Source organism: Parajatrophihabitans canadensis, assembly GCF_053764775.1.
In genome coordinates, this window is the sequence record NZ_CM132445.1 from 2,145,220 (window position 1) to 2,162,577 (window position 17,358).

General features: G+C 62.3%; 14 protein-coding genes. 8 read left to right on the plus strand and 6 right to left on the minus strand.

Annotated elements, in window-relative coordinates:
- Nucleotides 1-63: 63 nt before the first annotated feature.
- The 5 genes from lon to ACSMXN_RS10495 all read left to right on the plus strand — a co-directional run bounded on the left by lon (nt 64) and on the right by ACSMXN_RS10495 (nt 7,686).
- Nucleotides 64-2,451, plus strand: a complete 2,388-nt coding sequence (lon, locus tag ACSMXN_RS10475) for an endopeptidase La (RefSeq protein WP_022912607.1) — start codon at nt 64-66, stop codon at nt 2,449-2,451.
- Nucleotides 2,452-2,503: 52 nt separating this feature from the next.
- Nucleotides 2,504-3,115 carry a molybdopterin-dependent oxidoreductase gene (locus tag ACSMXN_RS10480; RefSeq protein ID WP_022912608.1) on the plus strand — a complete coding sequence of 204 codons (612 nt, stop codon included), beginning with the start codon at nt 2,504-2,506 and terminating at the stop codon, nt 3,113-3,115.
- A 2-nt stretch (nt 3,116-3,117) separates the two neighbouring features.
- Nucleotides 3,118-3,822, plus strand: a complete 705-nt coding sequence (locus tag ACSMXN_RS10485; RefSeq protein WP_022912609.1) for an FAD-binding oxidoreductase — start codon at nt 3,118-3,120, stop codon at nt 3,820-3,822.
- Between the two features lie 66 nt (nt 3,823-3,888).
- Nucleotides 3,889-5,355, plus strand: a complete 1,467-nt coding sequence (gene gndA, locus ACSMXN_RS10490) for an NADP-dependent phosphogluconate dehydrogenase (protein WP_022912610.1) — start codon at nt 3,889-3,891, stop codon at nt 5,353-5,355.
- 81 nt (nt 5,356-5,436) lie between these two features.
- On the plus strand, nt 5,437-7,686 hold the full coding sequence (locus ACSMXN_RS10495; protein WP_022912611.1) for a thiamine pyrophosphate-dependent enzyme: 2,250 nt from the start codon (nt 5,437-5,439) through the stop codon (nt 7,684-7,686).
- Between the two features lie 44 nt (nt 7,687-7,730).
- Here ACSMXN_RS10495 and ACSMXN_RS10500 read toward each other — a convergent pair whose 3' ends face one another.
- From ACSMXN_RS10500 to ACSMXN_RS10515, 4 genes are all read right to left on the minus strand, one after another.
- The gene (locus tag ACSMXN_RS10500; RefSeq protein WP_022912612.1) at nt 7,731-9,995 is read right to left on the minus strand and encodes an MMPL family transporter; all 2,265 of its coding nucleotides are present in this window, start codon (nt 9,993-9,995) and stop codon (nt 7,731-7,733) included.
- Nucleotides 9,996-10,137: 142 nt separating this feature from the next.
- Complete coding sequence (locus tag ACSMXN_RS10505) at nt 10,138-11,088, minus strand: TIGR03619 family F420-dependent LLM class oxidoreductase (RefSeq protein ID WP_022912613.1); 951 nt, start codon at nt 11,086-11,088, stop codon at nt 10,138-10,140.
- On the minus strand, nt 11,067-11,591 hold the full coding sequence (locus tag ACSMXN_RS10510; protein ID WP_022912614.1) for a VOC family protein: 525 nt from the start codon (nt 11,589-11,591) through the stop codon (nt 11,067-11,069). The genes ACSMXN_RS10505 and ACSMXN_RS10510 overlap by 22 nt, the downstream gene beginning before the upstream one ends.
- 1 nt (nt 11,592) lies before the next feature.
- Nucleotides 11,593-12,303, minus strand: coding sequence for a dienelactone hydrolase family protein (locus ACSMXN_RS10515; RefSeq protein ID WP_022912615.1), 711 nt, complete (start codon nt 12,301-12,303; stop codon nt 11,593-11,595).
- 421 nt (nt 12,304-12,724) lie between these two features.
- On the opposite strand from ACSMXN_RS10515, the gene ACSMXN_RS10520 reads away from it, so the two are divergent.
- Nucleotides 12,725-13,588, plus strand: a complete 864-nt coding sequence (locus ACSMXN_RS10520) for a VOC family protein (protein ID WP_196811210.1) — start codon at nt 12,725-12,727, stop codon at nt 13,586-13,588.
- A 142-nt stretch (nt 13,589-13,730) separates the two neighbouring features.
- Entirely contained in the window at nt 13,731-14,279 is a 549-nt protein-coding gene (locus ACSMXN_RS10525; protein ID WP_051148824.1) for a YbaK/EbsC family protein, read from the plus strand.
- Here ACSMXN_RS10525 and hisN read toward each other — a convergent pair.
- Nucleotides 14,262-15,107: a histidinol-phosphatase gene (hisN, locus tag ACSMXN_RS10530; RefSeq protein ID WP_455407743.1), complete on the minus strand. Its 846-nt coding sequence runs from the start codon at nt 15,105-15,107 to the stop codon at nt 14,262-14,264. The two genes, ACSMXN_RS10525 and hisN, sit on opposite strands and share 18 nt — an antisense overlap.
- 116 nt (nt 15,108-15,223) lie before the next feature.
- Here hisN and ACSMXN_RS10535 point away from each other — a divergent pair, with 116 nt between their 5' ends.
- Nucleotides 15,224-16,327 (plus strand): aminotransferase class I/II-fold pyridoxal phosphate-dependent enzyme, encoded by a 1,104-nt coding sequence (locus tag ACSMXN_RS10535; protein WP_051148810.1) that lies wholly within the window; start codon nt 15,224-15,226, stop codon nt 16,325-16,327.
- Between the two features lie 17 nt (nt 16,328-16,344).
- Here the strand turns inward: ACSMXN_RS10535 and rsgA are convergent, their stop codons facing one another.
- On the minus strand, nt 16,345-17,352 hold the full coding sequence (gene rsgA, locus ACSMXN_RS10540) for a ribosome small subunit-dependent GTPase A (RefSeq protein ID WP_022912620.1): 1,008 nt from the start codon (nt 17,350-17,352) through the stop codon (nt 16,345-16,347).
- Nucleotides 17,353-17,358 lie beyond the last annotated feature (6 nt).

Here is a 17,358-nt window from a genome sequence, read left to right on the forward strand (position 1 = left end):
CGGGAACAACTTGCCCTCCTGCAAGGTTGAGTGAACAAGACTCAACTGTGAGGAGATGGCCCAATGGCCGACATAACCCGTCTACCCGTGCTGGCAACCAGCGACCTCGTCGTGTTGCCCGGCATGGTTGTACCGATTGAACTCGATGAATCAGCCCAGGCAGCCGTGGACGCAGCCAGGACGAGCAGCGACGGCAGTCTGCTGCTCGCACCGCGACTCGAGGATCGCTACGCCGCGTATGGCGTAGTTGCCACGATTGAGCAGGTCGGCCGTCTGGCCGGCGGCGCCCCGGCCGCAGTCCTGCGCGCCGGTGCTCGAGCCAAGATCGGTACCGGCGTAACGGGACCCGGAGCCGCGCTCTGGGTCGAAGCCGAACCTGTGGCAGACCGGTCGATCACCGAACACGACCGTGAGCTCGCCGCTGAATACAAGACGCTGGTAATTGCGAACCTGCAGCGCAGGGACGCCTGGCAAGTGATCGATTCGGTTCAGAAGATCGTCGACCCCGGCCAGCTCGCCGACACTGCCGGCTATGCGTCGTACCTATCATCGGCACAGAAGCGCCAGCTACTGGAGACGCCTGATGTAGCCGAGCGGCTGGAAGCGTTGATCAAATGGACACGCGACCACCTGGCAGAACTCGAGGTCTCTGAGAAGATCAGCCAGGACGTTCGCGAGGGCATGGAACAGAACCAGCGCGAATTCCTGCTCCGCCAGCAACTCGCGGCCATCCGCAAGGAGCTCGGCGAGGACGAACCCGACGGCGCCCAGGACTACCGTGGTCGCGTCGAGTCCGCCGACTTGCCTGATTCAGTTCGCGCGGCCGCGCTTCGCGAAGTCGGACGTCTCGAGCGGGCCAGTGATCAGGGCCCTGAGGCTGGCTGGATTCGGACCTGGCTGGACACCGTCCTGGAGCTGCCGTGGGGAAATCGAACCGTCGACAGCACTGATATCACCGCCGCGCGCGCCGTTCTCGATGCCGATCACCACGGTCTCGACGACGTGAAGGATCGGATCGTCGAATACCTCGCCGTCCGCAGCCGGCGGGCCGATCGTGGCCTGCAGGTAGTCGGCGGACGTGGCTCCGGCGCGGTCATGGCTCTGGTCGGACCGCCCGGCGTTGGTAAGACGTCGCTCGGCGAGAGCGTCGCCAGGGCACTTGGACGTAAGTTCGTTCGTGTTGCGCTTGGTGGGGTGCGGGACGAGGCCGAGATCCGTGGGCACCGCCGTACCTATGTCGGTGCGCTACCTGGTCGCATCGTGCGCGCGATCGGCGAAGCAGGTTCGATGAACCCCGTCGTCCTGTTGGACGAGATCGACAAGGTCGGTGCTGACTATCGCGGCGACCCTGCTGCGGCCTTGCTAGAGGTCTTGGACCCGGCGCAGAACCACACGTTCCGCGACCACTACCTGGACCTGGATCTGGACCTTTCCGACGTGCTGTTCCTGGCCACAGCCAACGTGATCGAATCGATCCCGTCGGCGCTGTTGGACCGGATGGAGCTCGTGAGCATCGACGGCTACACCGAGGATGACAAGGTTGCGATCGCGCGCCAGTACCTGCTGCCACGGCAGCTGGAACGGGCCGCGCTGAGCACCGAGGAAGTGGAACTGAGCGACGACGCACTACGCCAGCTGGTTTCGGAGCACACTCGCGAAGCCGGGGTAAGGCAGTTGGAGCGGCTGCTCGCCAAGGTGTTGCGCAAGGTTGCAACGGAGTTGGCAAACGAACCGGGTTCGGCTCAGATCAAGATCGGGCCGGACGATCTCCGCAAGTACCTCGGTCGGGCGAGATTTACGGCCGAGGCGCACGAACGGACCTCGGTACCTGGCGTTGCTACTGGTCTCGCGGTAACCGGCCTGGGTGGCGATGTGTTGTTCATCGAGGCTTCGGCAACCGAACCGGCTGCCGGTGGCACGGCGGGTCTGACCCTGACCGGTCAGCTCGGTGACGTCATGAAGGAGTCGGCGCAGATCGCGTTGTCATACGTCCGTTCGCACGCTGCTGAGTTCGGCGTGGATCCGGCGGTGCTGAACAGGAGCATCCACATCCACGTACCGGCAGGTGCGGTACCGAAGGATGGCCCATCGGCCGGCGTCACCATGGTCACCGCGATCGTTTCGATGGCGACCGGCGTGCCAGTTCGCTCCGAGGTCGGTATGACGGGTGAGGTCACACTGAACGGAAGGGTGCTTCCGATCGGCGGCGTCAAGCAGAAGCTGCTTGCCGCTCAGCGAGCGGGACTCACGACCGTCTTCCTGCCAGCCCGCAATGGTCCGGACTTGGACGAGGTACCGGCCGATGTGTTGGCCGCGATCGATGTTCGGCTGGTCGCCGACGTCGGTGAGATTCTCGCGCTAGCGCTTCAGAGCGCTTCGGAGGAGGCTGCTTCCGCGGCAGCCTCATCCGATCAGGCCGGTCAGCCCCGCGAAGGTGCTGAAGCTGCCTAAGCTGTGCCACGGCTCCTCTTCTCGGTAGGGTTTATCGAGGAGAGGAGCCGTCATGGCATTAGCTTCACGCGGATTTGGTGGCCGAGCGCGACGCCCCCGAGACGAGCGACTGCCGCCCGGGCAATACGACGTCGGTTCAGACTGGCCGGTGCTGACGGCAGAGGTAACTCCGCCGATCAATTTCGACCGTTGGACTTTCACGATTGATGGCCTGGTCGACAAGACCCGGACCTGGACGTGGAAGGATCTGCGCGCCTTGCCGGAATCGAAGTATGAAGGCGACATTCATTGCGTGACGACTTGGTCCAAATTGGCGACCAACTTCACCGGCGTCAGCACAGACATCTTCTTCGATCAGGTCGAGATCGGCGCGACGGCATCGTTTGTGCTCGCGACGTCCTCTACTGGCTACACCACGAACCTGCCGCTTGCTGATCTCACTGGAGGCAAGGCCTGGCTCGTCTGGGCACATGAGGACAAAGACCTTTCGGCAGCACACGGTGGTCCGGTTCGCTTGCTGGTTCCACACCTGTATTTCTGGAAGAGCGCCAAGTTCATTTCGAAGTTCACGCTGCTGGACTATGACGAGCCCGGTTTCTGGGAGCGCAACGGTTACCACGACCGCGGCGACCCCTGGAAAGAGCAGCGTTACCAAGGTGACTGACAGTGGCTGAGGCCGGCCCTGGTCTGGCGGGCGCTGTTCAGGCAACGAAGTGGCAATCGGCCACAGTGCGCGAGGCGAACCGAGTATCCCCTCGAATCGTGATCCTGCGGCTCGAGGTCGAAGGTCGTCTACAACACCTTCCAGGTCAACACTATGTGGTTCGACTCACCGCTGATGACGGCTATACGGCTTCCCGCTCATATTCCGTTTCTTCGGCCCCGGGCGATCCTCTCGTCGAGCTCTGCATCGAGCGCTTGGATGACGGCGAGGTCTCGGGCTACCTCTATGAGGTGGTCGAGCCCGGTGACCGGGTCGAGGTCCGCGGTCCGATCGGCGGCTGGTTCGTGTGGGACGCGACTAGTCCAGCACTGGCCATCGGCGGCGGGACCGGAGTCGTGCCTCTGGTGGCAATGGCCAGGCACGCCGCTGCTGTTGGCCGTTCGGATCTGTTGAGACTTGCCGTCTCCGGTCGAACCCATGCCGATCTGCCCTACGCCGATGAGCTTTCCAGCTATGGCGCGACCGTCGCTCTGACCGGCGATGGCGGTCGGCGGCTGACCCGCGACGACCTGCGACCGCTCCTGCCGGGAGCGCAGACAGCTTTCGTCTGTGGGTCGGCTGGCTTTGCAGAAGCTTTGAGCCATGAACTGGTCAATCTCGACTATCCGGATTCCCGTATTCGGGTCGAGCGCTTCGGTCCGAGCTGACTTCCGCGTGACCTCGCGATAGCCGACAAATTCTCGCGATAGCCGACAAACTAAGGAGCACTCCTCATGACCGAATCGACCGCTGTTCGTCCGGCCGGTACAGCACAGATCGGCGTGACCGGCTTAGCGGTGATGGGCCGCAATCTTGCCCGGAATCTAGCCCGGCACGGGTACCGGGTAGCGCTTCACAATCGAAGTCATTCTCGAACCGAGAGCTTGGTTCGTGATCATGGCAGCGAGGGCACCTTCATTCCCAGCGAATCGCTGACCGACTTCGTGGCGTCGCTGGAAAAGCCTAGGGCGATCATCATCATGGTCAAGGCAGGCGATCCGACCGATGCTGTGATAGATGAACTTGCACCACTGCTCGACGAGGGCGACATCGTCATAGATTGCGGCAACGCGCACTTCGTCGATACCCGCCGCCGCGAGGAGAGCCTGAAGAAGCAGGGCTTGCATTTCGTCGGCAGCGGGGTCTCCGGCGGGGAGGAAGGTGCTCTCAACGGCCCCTCGATCATGCCGGGAGGTTCGGCTGAGGCTTATCAGAAGCTCGGGCCAATTTTTTCTTCGATCGCCGCGGAGGTCGATGGGACTCCATGCTGTGTACACGTCGGCCCGGACGGCGCAGGACACTTCGTCAAGATGGTCCACAACGGCATCGAGTACGCCGACATGCAGCTAATCGCCGAGGCCTACGACCTGCTTCGCAGCGGATTGGGCGATACACCCGCTGAGATCGCAGCAATCTTTCGTGATTGGAACTCAGGCGATCTGGAGTCGTTCCTGATCGAAATCACTGCCGACGTGTTGGCTCACAAGGACGCTGCAACGGGCAAGGCGTTCGTCGATATCGTGCTCGACCAGGCCGAGCAGAAGGGCACCGGGCGCTGGACGGTGCAGAGTGCCCTTGATCTGGGCGTGCCCATCACCGGTATCGCGGAGGCGACCTTCGCACGATCGCTTTCCGGACACGCCGATCAGCGAGAGGCTGCGGCTCGCACCTTCGGCGGTGCGGATACCGGGGGCGAGGCATTCGCCACCAATCGGCAAGACTTCATCGATGACGTACGTAAAGCCCTGTACGCGTCCAAGGTGGTGGCCTATGCGCAGGGATTTGATCACATTCAGGCAGGCAGCGAGGAATTCGGATGGCAAATCGACCGCGCGGCCATGGCGACGATCTGGCGTGGCGGCTGCATCATTAGGGCAAGGTTCTTGAACCGGATCGTCGAGGCGTACGAGGCTGATCCCGGGCTACCCTCCCTGCTCGTCGCACCTTACTTCGCCGCGGCGGTGTCGGACGGACTCAACAGCTGGCGCCGAATAGTTGTGGCCGCTGCGCAGCATGGGATTCCGACTCCGGCATTCTCATCTTCACTCGCTTACTTCGACGGACTTCGCCGCACGCGGCTGCCGGCGGCGCTGATCCAGGGACTCCGAGATAATTTCGGTGCGCACACTTATCAGCGGGTCGACAAGCCGGGCGCTTTTCACACGCTGTGGGCCGGCGACCTGTCCGAGGTATCCGCCTAACTGCTACCCGGTCACCCTCCAGGCGAGTCGACTCCCGACGGTAGTGTTCTCGGTGCTGCGGCCGCGCGGTTAAATGGTCGCGTGGCTGCCGACCGCGTTCCGCTCGAAGAACACTTCCTCAGCGTCCTCGCGGCGTTGCAGGCACCAGTCGGCGGACGCGTGCGCGCGGGTGCGAGCCCGGTTCGGGCTGGGAGTTTGCTGACCGTCGACCAGACGAGCGAATTGTTCATCGCGCAGTGCCAGTCCCGCCATAGCGACCTCGCCGCCAAGCGGATGCAGGTCCAGGGTCGCGGCTTCTACACCATCGCCTCGGCTGGTCACGAGGGCAACGCGGCCGTGGCTCTGGCCCTGCGACCGACAGATCCGGCATTGCTGCATTATCGATCAGGTGGGTTCTACTGCGCACGTGCCCAGCAAGTACCTGGTCAAGATCCGGTCCGCGACATCCTTGCGGGCGTGAGCTCGGCGGTATCGGAACCGATTGCCGGCGGCCGCCACAAAGTATTCGGAAACCACGAACTTGCGGTGATACCCCAGACCTCAACCATCGCGTCCCACCTGCCGCGCGCGGTAGGAGTCGCCTTCGGCATCGATCGTGCCCGCCGCCTCGGCCTTCATACGCCGTGGCCAGAGGATGCGATAGTCGTCACGAGTTTCGGCGACGCCTCAGTCAATCACTCGACCCTGGTCGGAGCGTTCAACTCGTCGTCCAACACTGTTTTTCAAGGTATCGGGATGCCGATGTTGATGGTCTGCGAAGACAACGGTTTCGGCATCAGCACGCCAACGCCCTCGGGCTGGATCACGCAGCGTTTTTCGGCGCGCCCGGGCCTGAAGTACATCGCGGCAGACGGCTGCGACATCGCCGACGTTTACGATGCCGCCACCCAAGCGGTCGATTTCGTCCGAGCAAATCGGAAGCCGGCCTTCTTGCATCTGAAGATGGTGCGATACCTCGGCCACGCCGGATCTGATGCCGAAATGGCCTATCGGCGGCAGACCGACATCACTGCTGACTACGCGCGCGATCCGTTGATCGCTACCGCCAAGTTGCTGGTCGGCGCGGGTGCGGCCACCGGGACGGAGTTGCTAGCCCGCTATGAGGCGGTCGGGGCCCAAGTCACCATCACGTCTGCGGAGGTGCTGGCAACGCCACAGCTGGCTTCGGCAGAGGTCGTCCTCGCTCCGCTGGCGCCACGTTCGCCCGACGCCGTAGCCCGCGAGGTGGTGTCTCGGCTCCCTGACGACGCGCGCCGCGAGGTGTTCGGCGCGGTCCTGCCGGAGGACGAAGGTGCCTTGACGCTGGCGCAGTCGATTAACCGTGCGCTGCACGACGAGCTCGCCAGACGACCGGAATCGCTGCTGTTCGGCGAGGATGTCTCGGTGAAGGGTGGCGTCTACGGCGTGACGCGCGGCCTGCGTAAGGCATTCGGCGCAGCGAGGGTCTTCGATACGTTGCTCGACGAGCAGGCCATTCTCGGCCTGGCGCTCGGAACCGCGCTGGACGGCTTTCTGCCAATACCCGAGATCCAGTACCTGGCGTACCTGCACAACGCGGAGGACCAGCTAAGAGGCGAAGCTGCGACCTTGCAATTTTTCTCCCAGGGCCAATATCGCAATCCGATGGTTGTCCGAGTGGCCGGACTTGGGTATCAGAAGGGCTTCGGTGGACACTTTCACAACGACAATTCGGTGGCCGTGCTGCGCGACATCCCTGGCCTTGTGGTCGGGGTGCCATCACATTCCTCCGATGCCCCGGCAATGCTGCGCACGATGATCGCGGCCGCCGTGGTTGACGGAACGATTTCCGTCTTTCTCGAACCGATCGCGCTGTACCACCAACGAGATCTGTACAACGATGGCGACGGCGGCTGGCTTGCCGACTATCGGCCGCTGTCACTTGACGGCGAACACATTCCGATCGGTCGAGCCAGAAGGTGGCTGGTCGATGACAGTGCTGGCTCGGACCTGACCATCCTCACCTTCGGCAACGGCCTGCCAATGAGTCTGCGCAGCGCGAAAGCCCTTTCCGCGCAGGGAATATCGGTGCGGGTTGTCGACCTGCGTTGGCTGTCGCCTTTACCGGTCGCCGATATTCTCTCCGAATCCGAAGCGACCGGGCGGGCATTGATTGTGGACGAGACCCGTCGCACCGGCGGAGTTTCTGAAGGCGTGATCGCGGCCCTCGTAGACGCCGGCTTCGCTGGTGCGATCGAACGTGTAACCAGTCTGGACAGCTTCGTGCCGCTCGGCGATGCTTCTCGCTTGGTGTTGCTCGACGAGCCGAGAATTGTTTCGACCGCGCTGTCGATGCTCGGCCGTAGTAGCTAAGCGGCCGAGCATCGACAGATGTTCAATGTGACGGGTCCAAGGGCCTAGACGCGGGTCAGTGACTTGTCATCCATGCCTGCGGCCGGGTCGGCATCCTCATCTGCATCCGCGGCTTCAATCGAGACGCGCGGCGTGATCTTGTCCAGCCAGGCTGGATAGAACCAGTTCGCCTTGCCGATCATGTGCATCAGCGACGGCACCAGGATCGTTCGGACGATGAAGGCGTCGAGGAATACCGCCGACGCCAACCCGATTCCGAACAGCTTGATGACTCGGGCGTCACCGAGGACGAATCCGCCGAAGACCGCGATCATGATGATTGCGGCGGCGGTGATGATGCCACCAGTCTCGCCCTGGCCCACGGTGATTGAACGGCTGTTGTCGCCGGTGTGCTGCCATTCCTCATGCATTCGGCTAACCAGGAACACCTGATAGTCCATCGAAAGTCCGAAGAGGATCGCGAAGAACATCACCGGAATGAACGGCTCGATCGGACCCGCCCCGCCGATTCCCAATGCCTCCGAGAGCCAGCCCCACTGGAACACGGCCACCACCACGCCGAAGGAGGCACCGGCCGCCAGCAGGTTCATCACCGCGGCCGTGAGCGGGATCACGAGGCTGCGGAAGGCGACCATCAAGAGCAGGAACGACAATCCAATGACAGCTATGAAGAAAAATGCCATCTTCGCCGACAGCACCTTCGCGAAGTCCACGAAAATTGCGGTGACTCCGTAGACATAGATGTGGCTCTGCGTGCCTTGATACAGCGGCGGCAGGATGTTGCTGCGCAGATTCTTCACCAGATCGGTGGTCCTCGCGTCCTGCGGCGAGCTCACCGACTTAAAGGTCACCAACGCAACCTGCTTGCCGGTGGGGACGATCCGCACGCTGTTGGGCGCAACATCATCAACACCCTTGAGCGTAGTTGCGACCTTTTCCAGATAAGCCTGGTCGGTCGACCCGGGCCCGCTGATCACCAACTGCAGGCTCGAGTTGTAGCCGGGCCCAAAGCCTTGGGCGATCAAGTCATAACCCGCGCGAGTCGTGGAGCCCTTCGGATCGGTGCCCTGGTCAGAGGAGCCCAGACGAATCGAGAAGAAGGGGATGGCGAGAACGACGAGGACGATCCCGGCGACGAGGGCAAGGACGATCCGGTTGCGCTCGACGATGCGCGACCACCGGTACCAGAACCCCTGGTGCTCGGAGAGATCGAAGGTGCCGGCCCGAACGGCTCGGCGCTGTTTGCGGGGCAGGACCTTCAACCCCAGGAAGGACAGCAACGCCGGCAGCAAGGTGAGCGATGCGACCATCGTCAGGGCGACGCCGATCGCGGTACCCAGCGACACCCCGTAGAGGAAGCTGACCCCCAAAGCCCATAGCCCCAGCAATGCGATGCAGACCGTCGTGCCGGCGAAGAGCACCGCGCGGCCCGAGGTATTGATTGCAATGGCAATCGACTCCTCCACCGAGATACCGCGCATCAGATTTCGCCTATGTCTTGTCACGATAAAGAGGGCGTAGTCGATGCCCACGCCGAGAATCATCAACAGCGCGAGCTCATTGGCGAAGCTCGCGACGCTCATGATGTGTGACAACAGCCCGATTAGTGCGAGTCCGCTGCCCATCGCCGCGATCGCGCTGGCTAGGGGGAGGACGGTGGCACCGATGGTACGGAACACGACGAACAAGATTATGAGTGCAGCGATGAAGCCGATCAGCTCAGGCGGAATGCCGCCACCGCCCTGCGACACGGCCTGAAACACGTTTCCGGTGAACTCGACCTGCAGTTTGTCCTGAATGGTCTTGGTGGACAAGGAGGCGCTGAGTTGGTCGTACACCTTCTGGACATCGCTGATACTTGGATTCACAGCCGTCCAGTTGATCTCGACGATCCCCACGCTCTTGTCAGGGCTGATCAATGCAGCCCGTGCGGCCGCGGTGTCGGCTGAAGCGGTGACCGTGGCGGGTGGGCACGCAACGGCACCGTAGGGAGACGAGATCGTCGAGATCCCAAGATCACTGGCGCACAGCTTCTGCAAGGCTGGCTTGACTGTGCCTTCATAGTCGGCGATCGTGCCGACCTTCGAGTGCAGAACCATGGTGCCGCTGGCGCCATTCTGGCTGTCCAGACCGGCCTTCGTCAGGAGCTGGGAGACGGTCTCGGTCTCGGTGTGGGGGAGCTTGAAGTCATCTTTGTAGTTCGAGCCACCAAGCCCGCTGAGTAGGAGTTGAGTACCGATGATGAAGGCGATCCACCCAGCTACAACCCACCAGCGTCTACGAATCGCGAATTGAGCGATGGTCTGCATTCCCGCTCCTACCAGTTCCAGAGAGCCAAATCGTGCTTGTGGAGTGTGACTGGTTGTGGGGGGATTCGTCGCCTCGTTCTCAGCCGGTCAACAGGACACCTACGTTCGCGTCTACCTCATGGCCTTTCAGTCGCCAGGAGCCTCAGTGCGAAAACGGCGCAAAGGTTTCTAGCACCTTAACGGCGTGTTGCATGGATGCCTTCGGGTCAGCCTGTGGATCACCGATCGAGGGTGCAAAGTTGAGATCGAGAAACACCTCGGTGACCCCCTGCTCGGCGAGGCGCGAAAGATCATCCTTGATTTGCTGTGCTGTTCCATGCAGTGGGCGTCGGTCGGCCGCTCCGGTCGCCGCGACAGACGCTGCCTCAACCAGATTCACGACACCACGGACGATGACACGCAGGTCGTGGGGGTCTCGCCCAGCACTTCGTGCCGCCGTCTTGATGATCTCGATATCGGTTGCGATCTTGGTCAGGTCATGCCGACTCCGACTGATCCAACCGTCGGCGAGTCGTCCTACGCGTTTCAGCGCTCGGTCGGCGTCACCACCCAGCAGGATTGGTGGATGAGGTTGTTGCACGGGCTTCGGATCAACGTTGGAAGGCGGAATTTGATAGAACTCTCCGTTGAAGGACACTTGCGGCTGAGTCCAGATGGCAGTCAAGCATTGGATGAACTCCTCGATGCGATCGCCACGTCTCGCGAAGTCGACACCAGAAGCCACAAATTCCTCTTCGGCCCAACCGAGCCCGAGGCCGGCGTCTAACCGCCCGTTGGAAAGTTCGTCCAGGGTCGTGAGTTGCTTCGCCAACAAGATCGGAGAGAAGTAGGGGGCATTCAGAATCGCCACGCCGAGGCGAGGACGTTCCGTGATCGCTGCGACGTAGGCCAGGGTGATCAGTGGATCGGTGACCGATCGGTACATCGACCCCCAGTCACCGGTGGCCGGATGCAACAAGCGCTGGAAGGTCCACAACGATTCGTAGCCGCCCTGTTCCGCGCGACGGGCGATGGACACCACATTCTCTCGTGTCGCCCAGCTCCCCGACACGGGCAGGCCGAACCCGAGTTTCACGTGCGGCCGTCCAGCCATCGGCCTCCGAAATACATCAACTCATCACGGAGTAGCTCGATCTGGATGCCATTCGGATCCCTGAAGTACAAGGATTCCTCGATGCCTTTGTCAGGGCCGCCATAGGCAACCCCTGCACGATCTAGTTTCGCGCGCAGCGCGCCATGTTGATCTGGGGCGACCGAGATGGCGATGTGTTGAACGGTGCCGATTGCTTCGACGCCCGGCTCGAGACCCAGACCAGGAAAGTCGAAGAATCCGAGCAACGTGGAGTTTCCTAGGTCGAAAAAGAAATGCGACGATCCCGGATAGTCTCTGTTCTCGACCAGTTCAACGAGCGGAAAGCCCAGTAGCCCCTGGTAAAAGTCGATCGTCGTTGCGACATCGCTGCAAATCAGCGCCGCGTGGTGGATACCGCGCGCAGTGCTGGGCGGACGGCGATCCTGCGGTGTCAGGTATCGATCTCGTAGTTCGGCGCGGCGGGCTTCAAGATCTGCACGCTCGGCTTCAGTTGGTTCGGGCATGTCAGCTCAACTTGTCCCGGAGAAAGTTTACAGTCCGGTCCCATGCCAGCTTCGCGTTCTGCTCGTCGTAAGTACCGAGAAGATTCTCATCGTTGTGGAACGCGTGGCCCGTCGGGTAGTAGAAGAACTCGACCTCCGCGCCGCTCTCTTTGGCGATTTGCTCTTCTTGCTGTCTGGCCTGATCAACTGGGTAGAAATCGTCATTCATGCCGTAGTGGCCTTGAACCGCCGCAGTAAGGCCGGCGTAAGTGTTCGGCACACCCTGACCGACCCCATAGAAGGGCACTGCGGCGCCGATCTTGTCACCGAGCTGAGCCGCTAGCAGGAGCACGAACCCTCCACCCATGCAAAATCCAACAGCGCCGATTTTCTCAGACGTGACGGCTTCATGCGCGAGTAGGAAGTCGACTGCACCCGCGAGGTCCTTCGTCGCCTGCTCGACCGGGAGCTCGGACATCAGCTTGCCCGCCTCGTCGGCATCATGGGTCGTCTTGCCTCCGAACAAGTCCGGAGCCAGAACTACGAATCCTGCGTCGGCCAAGCGGTCGGCGATGCCGACGATGTGATCGGTCAGTCCCCACCACTCCTGAATGACCACCACACCGGGACCGGTTGTCGGGACACCATCTTTTTCGGGTATCGCGAGGTAGCCATGGGCAATTCCGCCGTTGCTCGGAAACGTTATGTTCTGCCGCGGGTTCTCAGTGGTCACCGAAGATCCTTTCGTTCGCGTACGCGGTGGGTTCCGCGTCGAAGTCCTACTCTCCGCCGAATTATCACTGACTGAGCCGGGCGCCGTGGAAGCGGATTCGCTGGCCTCGAGCCCTGTCGTCAGGCGTGCTGGTTTGCTGCCCTGCACGCTACTCAGCAGCGCTGAGCGGTCTAGACGAAGAACGCTGTCTAGACGAAGAACGCTGTCTAGACGAAGAACGCTGTCTAGACGAAGAACGCTGTCCAGACGAAGAACGCTGTCCAGACGAAGAACGCGGTCTAGACGAAGAACGCTGTCCAGACACCCAAGCTGCATTCAGTGGTCCCGACCACGACGCTAGACGCGGCGTGCGATACGCGTGTTGAACCGTGCACGTCGGCGCGGTGAATCTTGGCAAACCCATGGCGGCCGACGCGTCGCGGTGGCAGCCTTTGTCGTACCTGCGGAGTACTACTTCGCTACCGCAAGTTCGATCTATGGGAGGTACATGATGGTTACCCGCGACACGCCTTGGCCTGCGGGCACGCCCTGTTGGGTCGATGTGAGCGCTGCCGATATCTCGGCCGCGCGGCTGTTCTATGAGGGCCTGTTCGGTTGGCAAGTCGTCGAGGGCCCGCCCGAATTTGGGGGCTACTCGACTGCGACCAAGGGCGGCCATGCGGTTGCCGGTCTGGCTCCGGTGATGTCTGAAGACCAGCCCGTCGCGTGGACGACCTACCTGGCGGTCGAAAACGCAGACGCTACCGCGGCCGCGATCTCCGAAAACGGGGGCCAGGTGCTCGCGCCCCCAATGGACGTGGCTGATCTCGGTCGTATGGCGATCGCCGTAGATCCGGGGGGTGCGGCGTTCGGCATCTGGCAGGCCGGAACGCACACCGGTGTGCAGTTGGCGAACGAGCCCGGGTCCTTGATCTGGGAAGAGAACATGACCGGGTCGTGGGAGGCCAACCAAAAGTTCTATGCGGCGGTATTCGGCTTCTCGTTTGCTGATGTTTCCGATGGCGAGTTCAAGTACGCAACGTTCGCAGTCGACGGCGCATCGGCGGAGGCCGCGCCGATCGGCGGGGTAGGCGAGGCAGCGGCCGACGATGACTCCGGTCCTGCGTGGCTCATCTACTTCGCCGTCGATGACACTGACGAGTCAGCCGACGAAGTGGTCAAGCTCGGCGGCAACGTGATCCGCCCCGCGTGGGACACCCCTTTCGGACGGATGGCCGTGGTCTCTGACCCAGGTGGCGCGCGGTTCGCACTGATCTCAACTCCAGGCGAAGAAGCGACTAACTAGGACGAAGCGGGGCTGGGGCGCGCTCACCCTAAGGTTTGTTGCGTCCCAGCACCGCTCATCATCAGCGGCGGCGTTGGTGTACAGCATCAAAGCTCAACGGACGACGCCGGGAAAAAGGCCTCTGGCAGAGTGTGTGTTCGTGATCGAACCTAACTCTGCAGCAACACTGCAATGGCGTTCCGCCCTAAGGTCACCGAACCTCCTCGCTGAGCCCGTCGAGGCACAACTGCAAGTCTGGCCGGCCAACGAGCAGGTTGAGGTAGCGCCTATCGACCCAAGTCTCGCTGACACGGCAGAGTTTTGCAGCACCTATGGCGTATCGCTCGCTGAGTCTGCCAACTGCGTGATCGTCGCGGGCAAGCGTGAGGGTGAGGTCCGCTATGCGGCGTGCATGGTGCTGGCAACGACTCGAGCCGACGTCAACGGCATCGTGCGGCGGCTGCTTGACGTCCGCAAGGCATCCTTCGCCCCGATGGACGAGGCGGTGTCGTTGACAGGGATGGAGTACGGGGGCATCACACCGATAGGGCTTCCGGCCGACTGGCGGATCTTCGTGGACACTGCAGTTGCCGAAGCGGCCAAGGTCGTGGTGGGCAGTGGTCTACGTGCCTCGAAGCTGCGACTACCCGGCCGATATCTACTCGAACTTGCAAACGCCGAATCGGTTGCCGATCTAGGCCGCCCCGCCTGAGGTAGGCCGTCTCCGGTTTGTACCGAGGACTCCGAGCAACGCCTCGTGAAGCAGGCCGTTGGACGCCGCAGCATTGCCCTGGTGAACTCCGTCCACGCCATTAAGCCCGGTGAATCGACCGCCTGCCTCGACCACGATCGGAGCGAGTGCGGCCATGTCCCACAGCGAGAGCTCCGGTTCGGCCGCAAGATCCACCGCGCCTTCGGCCAAGAGCATGTACGACCAAAAGTCGCCATATCCGCGCGAGCGCCAGACCTGCTGCGTCAATCCGATCATCGAGTTCAACTTGCCTAGCGCACGCCAACCATCCAGGGAGGCATAGGCAAGGCTGGCATCCGCTATTTTCGTCACTTGGGAGACTCGGATCGGCCGGGGCTCTTCACCCTGCGCGCTGGTGAACGCGCCGCCGCCGAGACTGGCCCACCAACGTTGGCTGAGCGCAGGGGCCGAGACCACACCAAGGACCGGTTCGTCGTCGAGCAACAGTGCGATCAGAGTCGCCCAGACCGGCACGCCACGTACGTAGTTCTTGGTGCCATCGATTGGGTCGACCACCCATTTTCGGGGACCCGTACCGGTCGAGCCGTACTCCTCCCCGAAGAACGCGTCGCCCGGCCGCTGCAGTTCGAGATGAGTACGGATCGCTCGCTCTACCGCTTTGTCTGCATCGCTCACCGGCGTCAGATCCGGCTTGTTCGTCACCAGCAGGTCGCTGGCCCGAAATCTGGAGGTAGTGATGCCGTCCGCGAGATCAGCCAGTTGCAAGGCGACGGCGAGATCCCCCAGCGGCCCGGACGCCGATTGCAGCAATTCGTTCCCGATGGTCACGCTGGTCAGGTTATCGTCGCCGAGTGAGACAGTCGCAGCCCGGCGGGGATCCGCCGCGAATACAACGATCAACCTTTTCACCCTCTGGCCGCGCCGACGTTGCGCCGTTCTATGTGATGGAGATCTTCAGTGCGGCCGAGGTCCGGCGGGCGCAGGGCCGTGCGGTCTACAACCTTGCCGCGGGCCAGCCGTCCACGGCAGCGCCACGCGCTGTCCGCTCTGCGGCAACGGCAGCTCTGACAGCCGACAAGATCGGCTATACGGCCACGCTGGGGATCCCGTCGTTGCGCGACGCGATCGCCGCACACACCAAGTCGTGGTACGACATCGATGTAGAAGCACGGAACGTCGTGGTGACAACGGGCTCGTCTGGCGGGTTTCTGTTGTCATTCCTTGCTTCTTTCGATGCCGGTGATGTCGTGGCCATGGCTCGGCCGGGTTATCCTGCCTACCGCAACATCCTCAAGAGCCTCGGGGTCGTGGTCGAAGAATTCGACTGCGGTCCCGACCTGGGATTCATGCCCTCCCTGGACATCTTCGAGGCGATGAACCCACGCCCCGATGGGATTATCCTGGCGTCGCCGGCGAACCCCACGGGGGCGATGGTTTCCGGCGCGGCCTTGGAGCAGATCGTCGCATGGTGCTCGGCGGCCGGCGTGCGACTTATTTCGGACGAGCTCTATCACGGCATCAGCTTCACCGTGCCGGCTTCGTCAGCATGGCAATACGGTCGGGATTCCATCGTTGTCAACTCATTCTCGAAATACTTTTCGATGACGGGCTGGAGACTCGGGTGGTTGTTGGTACCGGACATTCTTCTTGATGCCGTGGATCGGCTTGCTAGCAATTATGCAATCTGCCCGCCTGCTCTGTCGCAGCTGGCGGCCGTAGCGGCGTTTGAGGCGTATGCCGAACTGGACGAGAATGTCGAAAGATACAAACTGAACCGAGCATTGCTGCTCGATGCCTTGCCGTCCATCGGCTTGCCGAGGTTCGCGCCTGCCGATGGCGCGTTCTACATGTACGTCGATGTCTCGGACTTCACTGATGATTCGTTGCTGTGGGTCCGAAAGGTGCTCGACGACACCGGCGTTGCGCTGGCGCCTGGGGTCGACTTTGACACCCGGGCGGGTCAACGGTTCGCTCGCTTGTCTTTCGCGGGCGAAATCGGCGAGCTCGCGCAGGGTCTCGACGTCCTGGGGAAATACCTTCGTCGCTAAGGGTGATCTAGGGCGAGCTACGGGTCACCAAGGTCGCTACGGCTGACCAGCAGGCGGCGAAAAGCTTCGAGTCGGGCGGGGGAAGAGTGCCCTGACTCGACCCAGGCGTCGAGTTTGCACCCGTCGGCTGCAGTCAAATGTTCACAACTGCCCGGGCATTGAACCGCGCCGTCCTCGAGGTCGGGAAATGCCCACAGCACGTCTTGCGCTGTGACATGGTGCAGGCCGAACGACCGCACACCCGGGGTATCGATTACCCAGCCCTGTAAGGGAGAAGGCAGACGGAGGGCGACCGCGGATGTTGAAGTGTGGCGCCCCTTACCGATTCCGCTTACCACGCCAGTACTGCGTCCTGCGCCCGGTACCAGGGTGTTGACGAGCGTCGACTTTCCTACGCCGGAATGGCCGACGAACACGGTGATTTTGCCGTCCAAAACCTGTCGCACTTCGGTGAGGTCGGAATCCCGGGAGATGACCAGGGAGGGTACATCCAGGTCTGCATAGTTCGCGAGCACCTCGTCAGGCGAAGCCAGGTCCGCCTTGGTCAACAACAGAATCGGCTCCATACCCGCAGTTAGGGCGGCGACAACGCAGCGATCGATCAGTCCGTACCGAGGCGGCGGATCGGCAAGTGCCGTGACGATGAGCAATTGGTCGGCGTTGGCCACGATCACCCGCTCGTACGGGTCATTGTCATCGGCGGTACGGCGCAATACGGTCCGCCGGTCGGCCACCCTCACGATGCGAGCCAGAGTGTCCGGTTGTCCGGACGTGTCGCCAACAACATCGACGTGATCACCGACCGCGATTGCCGTGCGGCCGAGCTCGCGGGCACGCATTGTCGTCAAGACGACGTCGCTGTCGTTCAACAGGACACCGTATCGACCTCGGTCTACGGAGAGAACCATGCCAGGCGCGGCGGTTGCATGAGCCGGCCGCTGCTTTGTCCGGGGCCGAGTTCCGCGTGGCGAAGGCCGATGGCGGACGTCGTCTTCGTCCAGCCGATTCGCGTCGCGTCGCGCCATGATTCC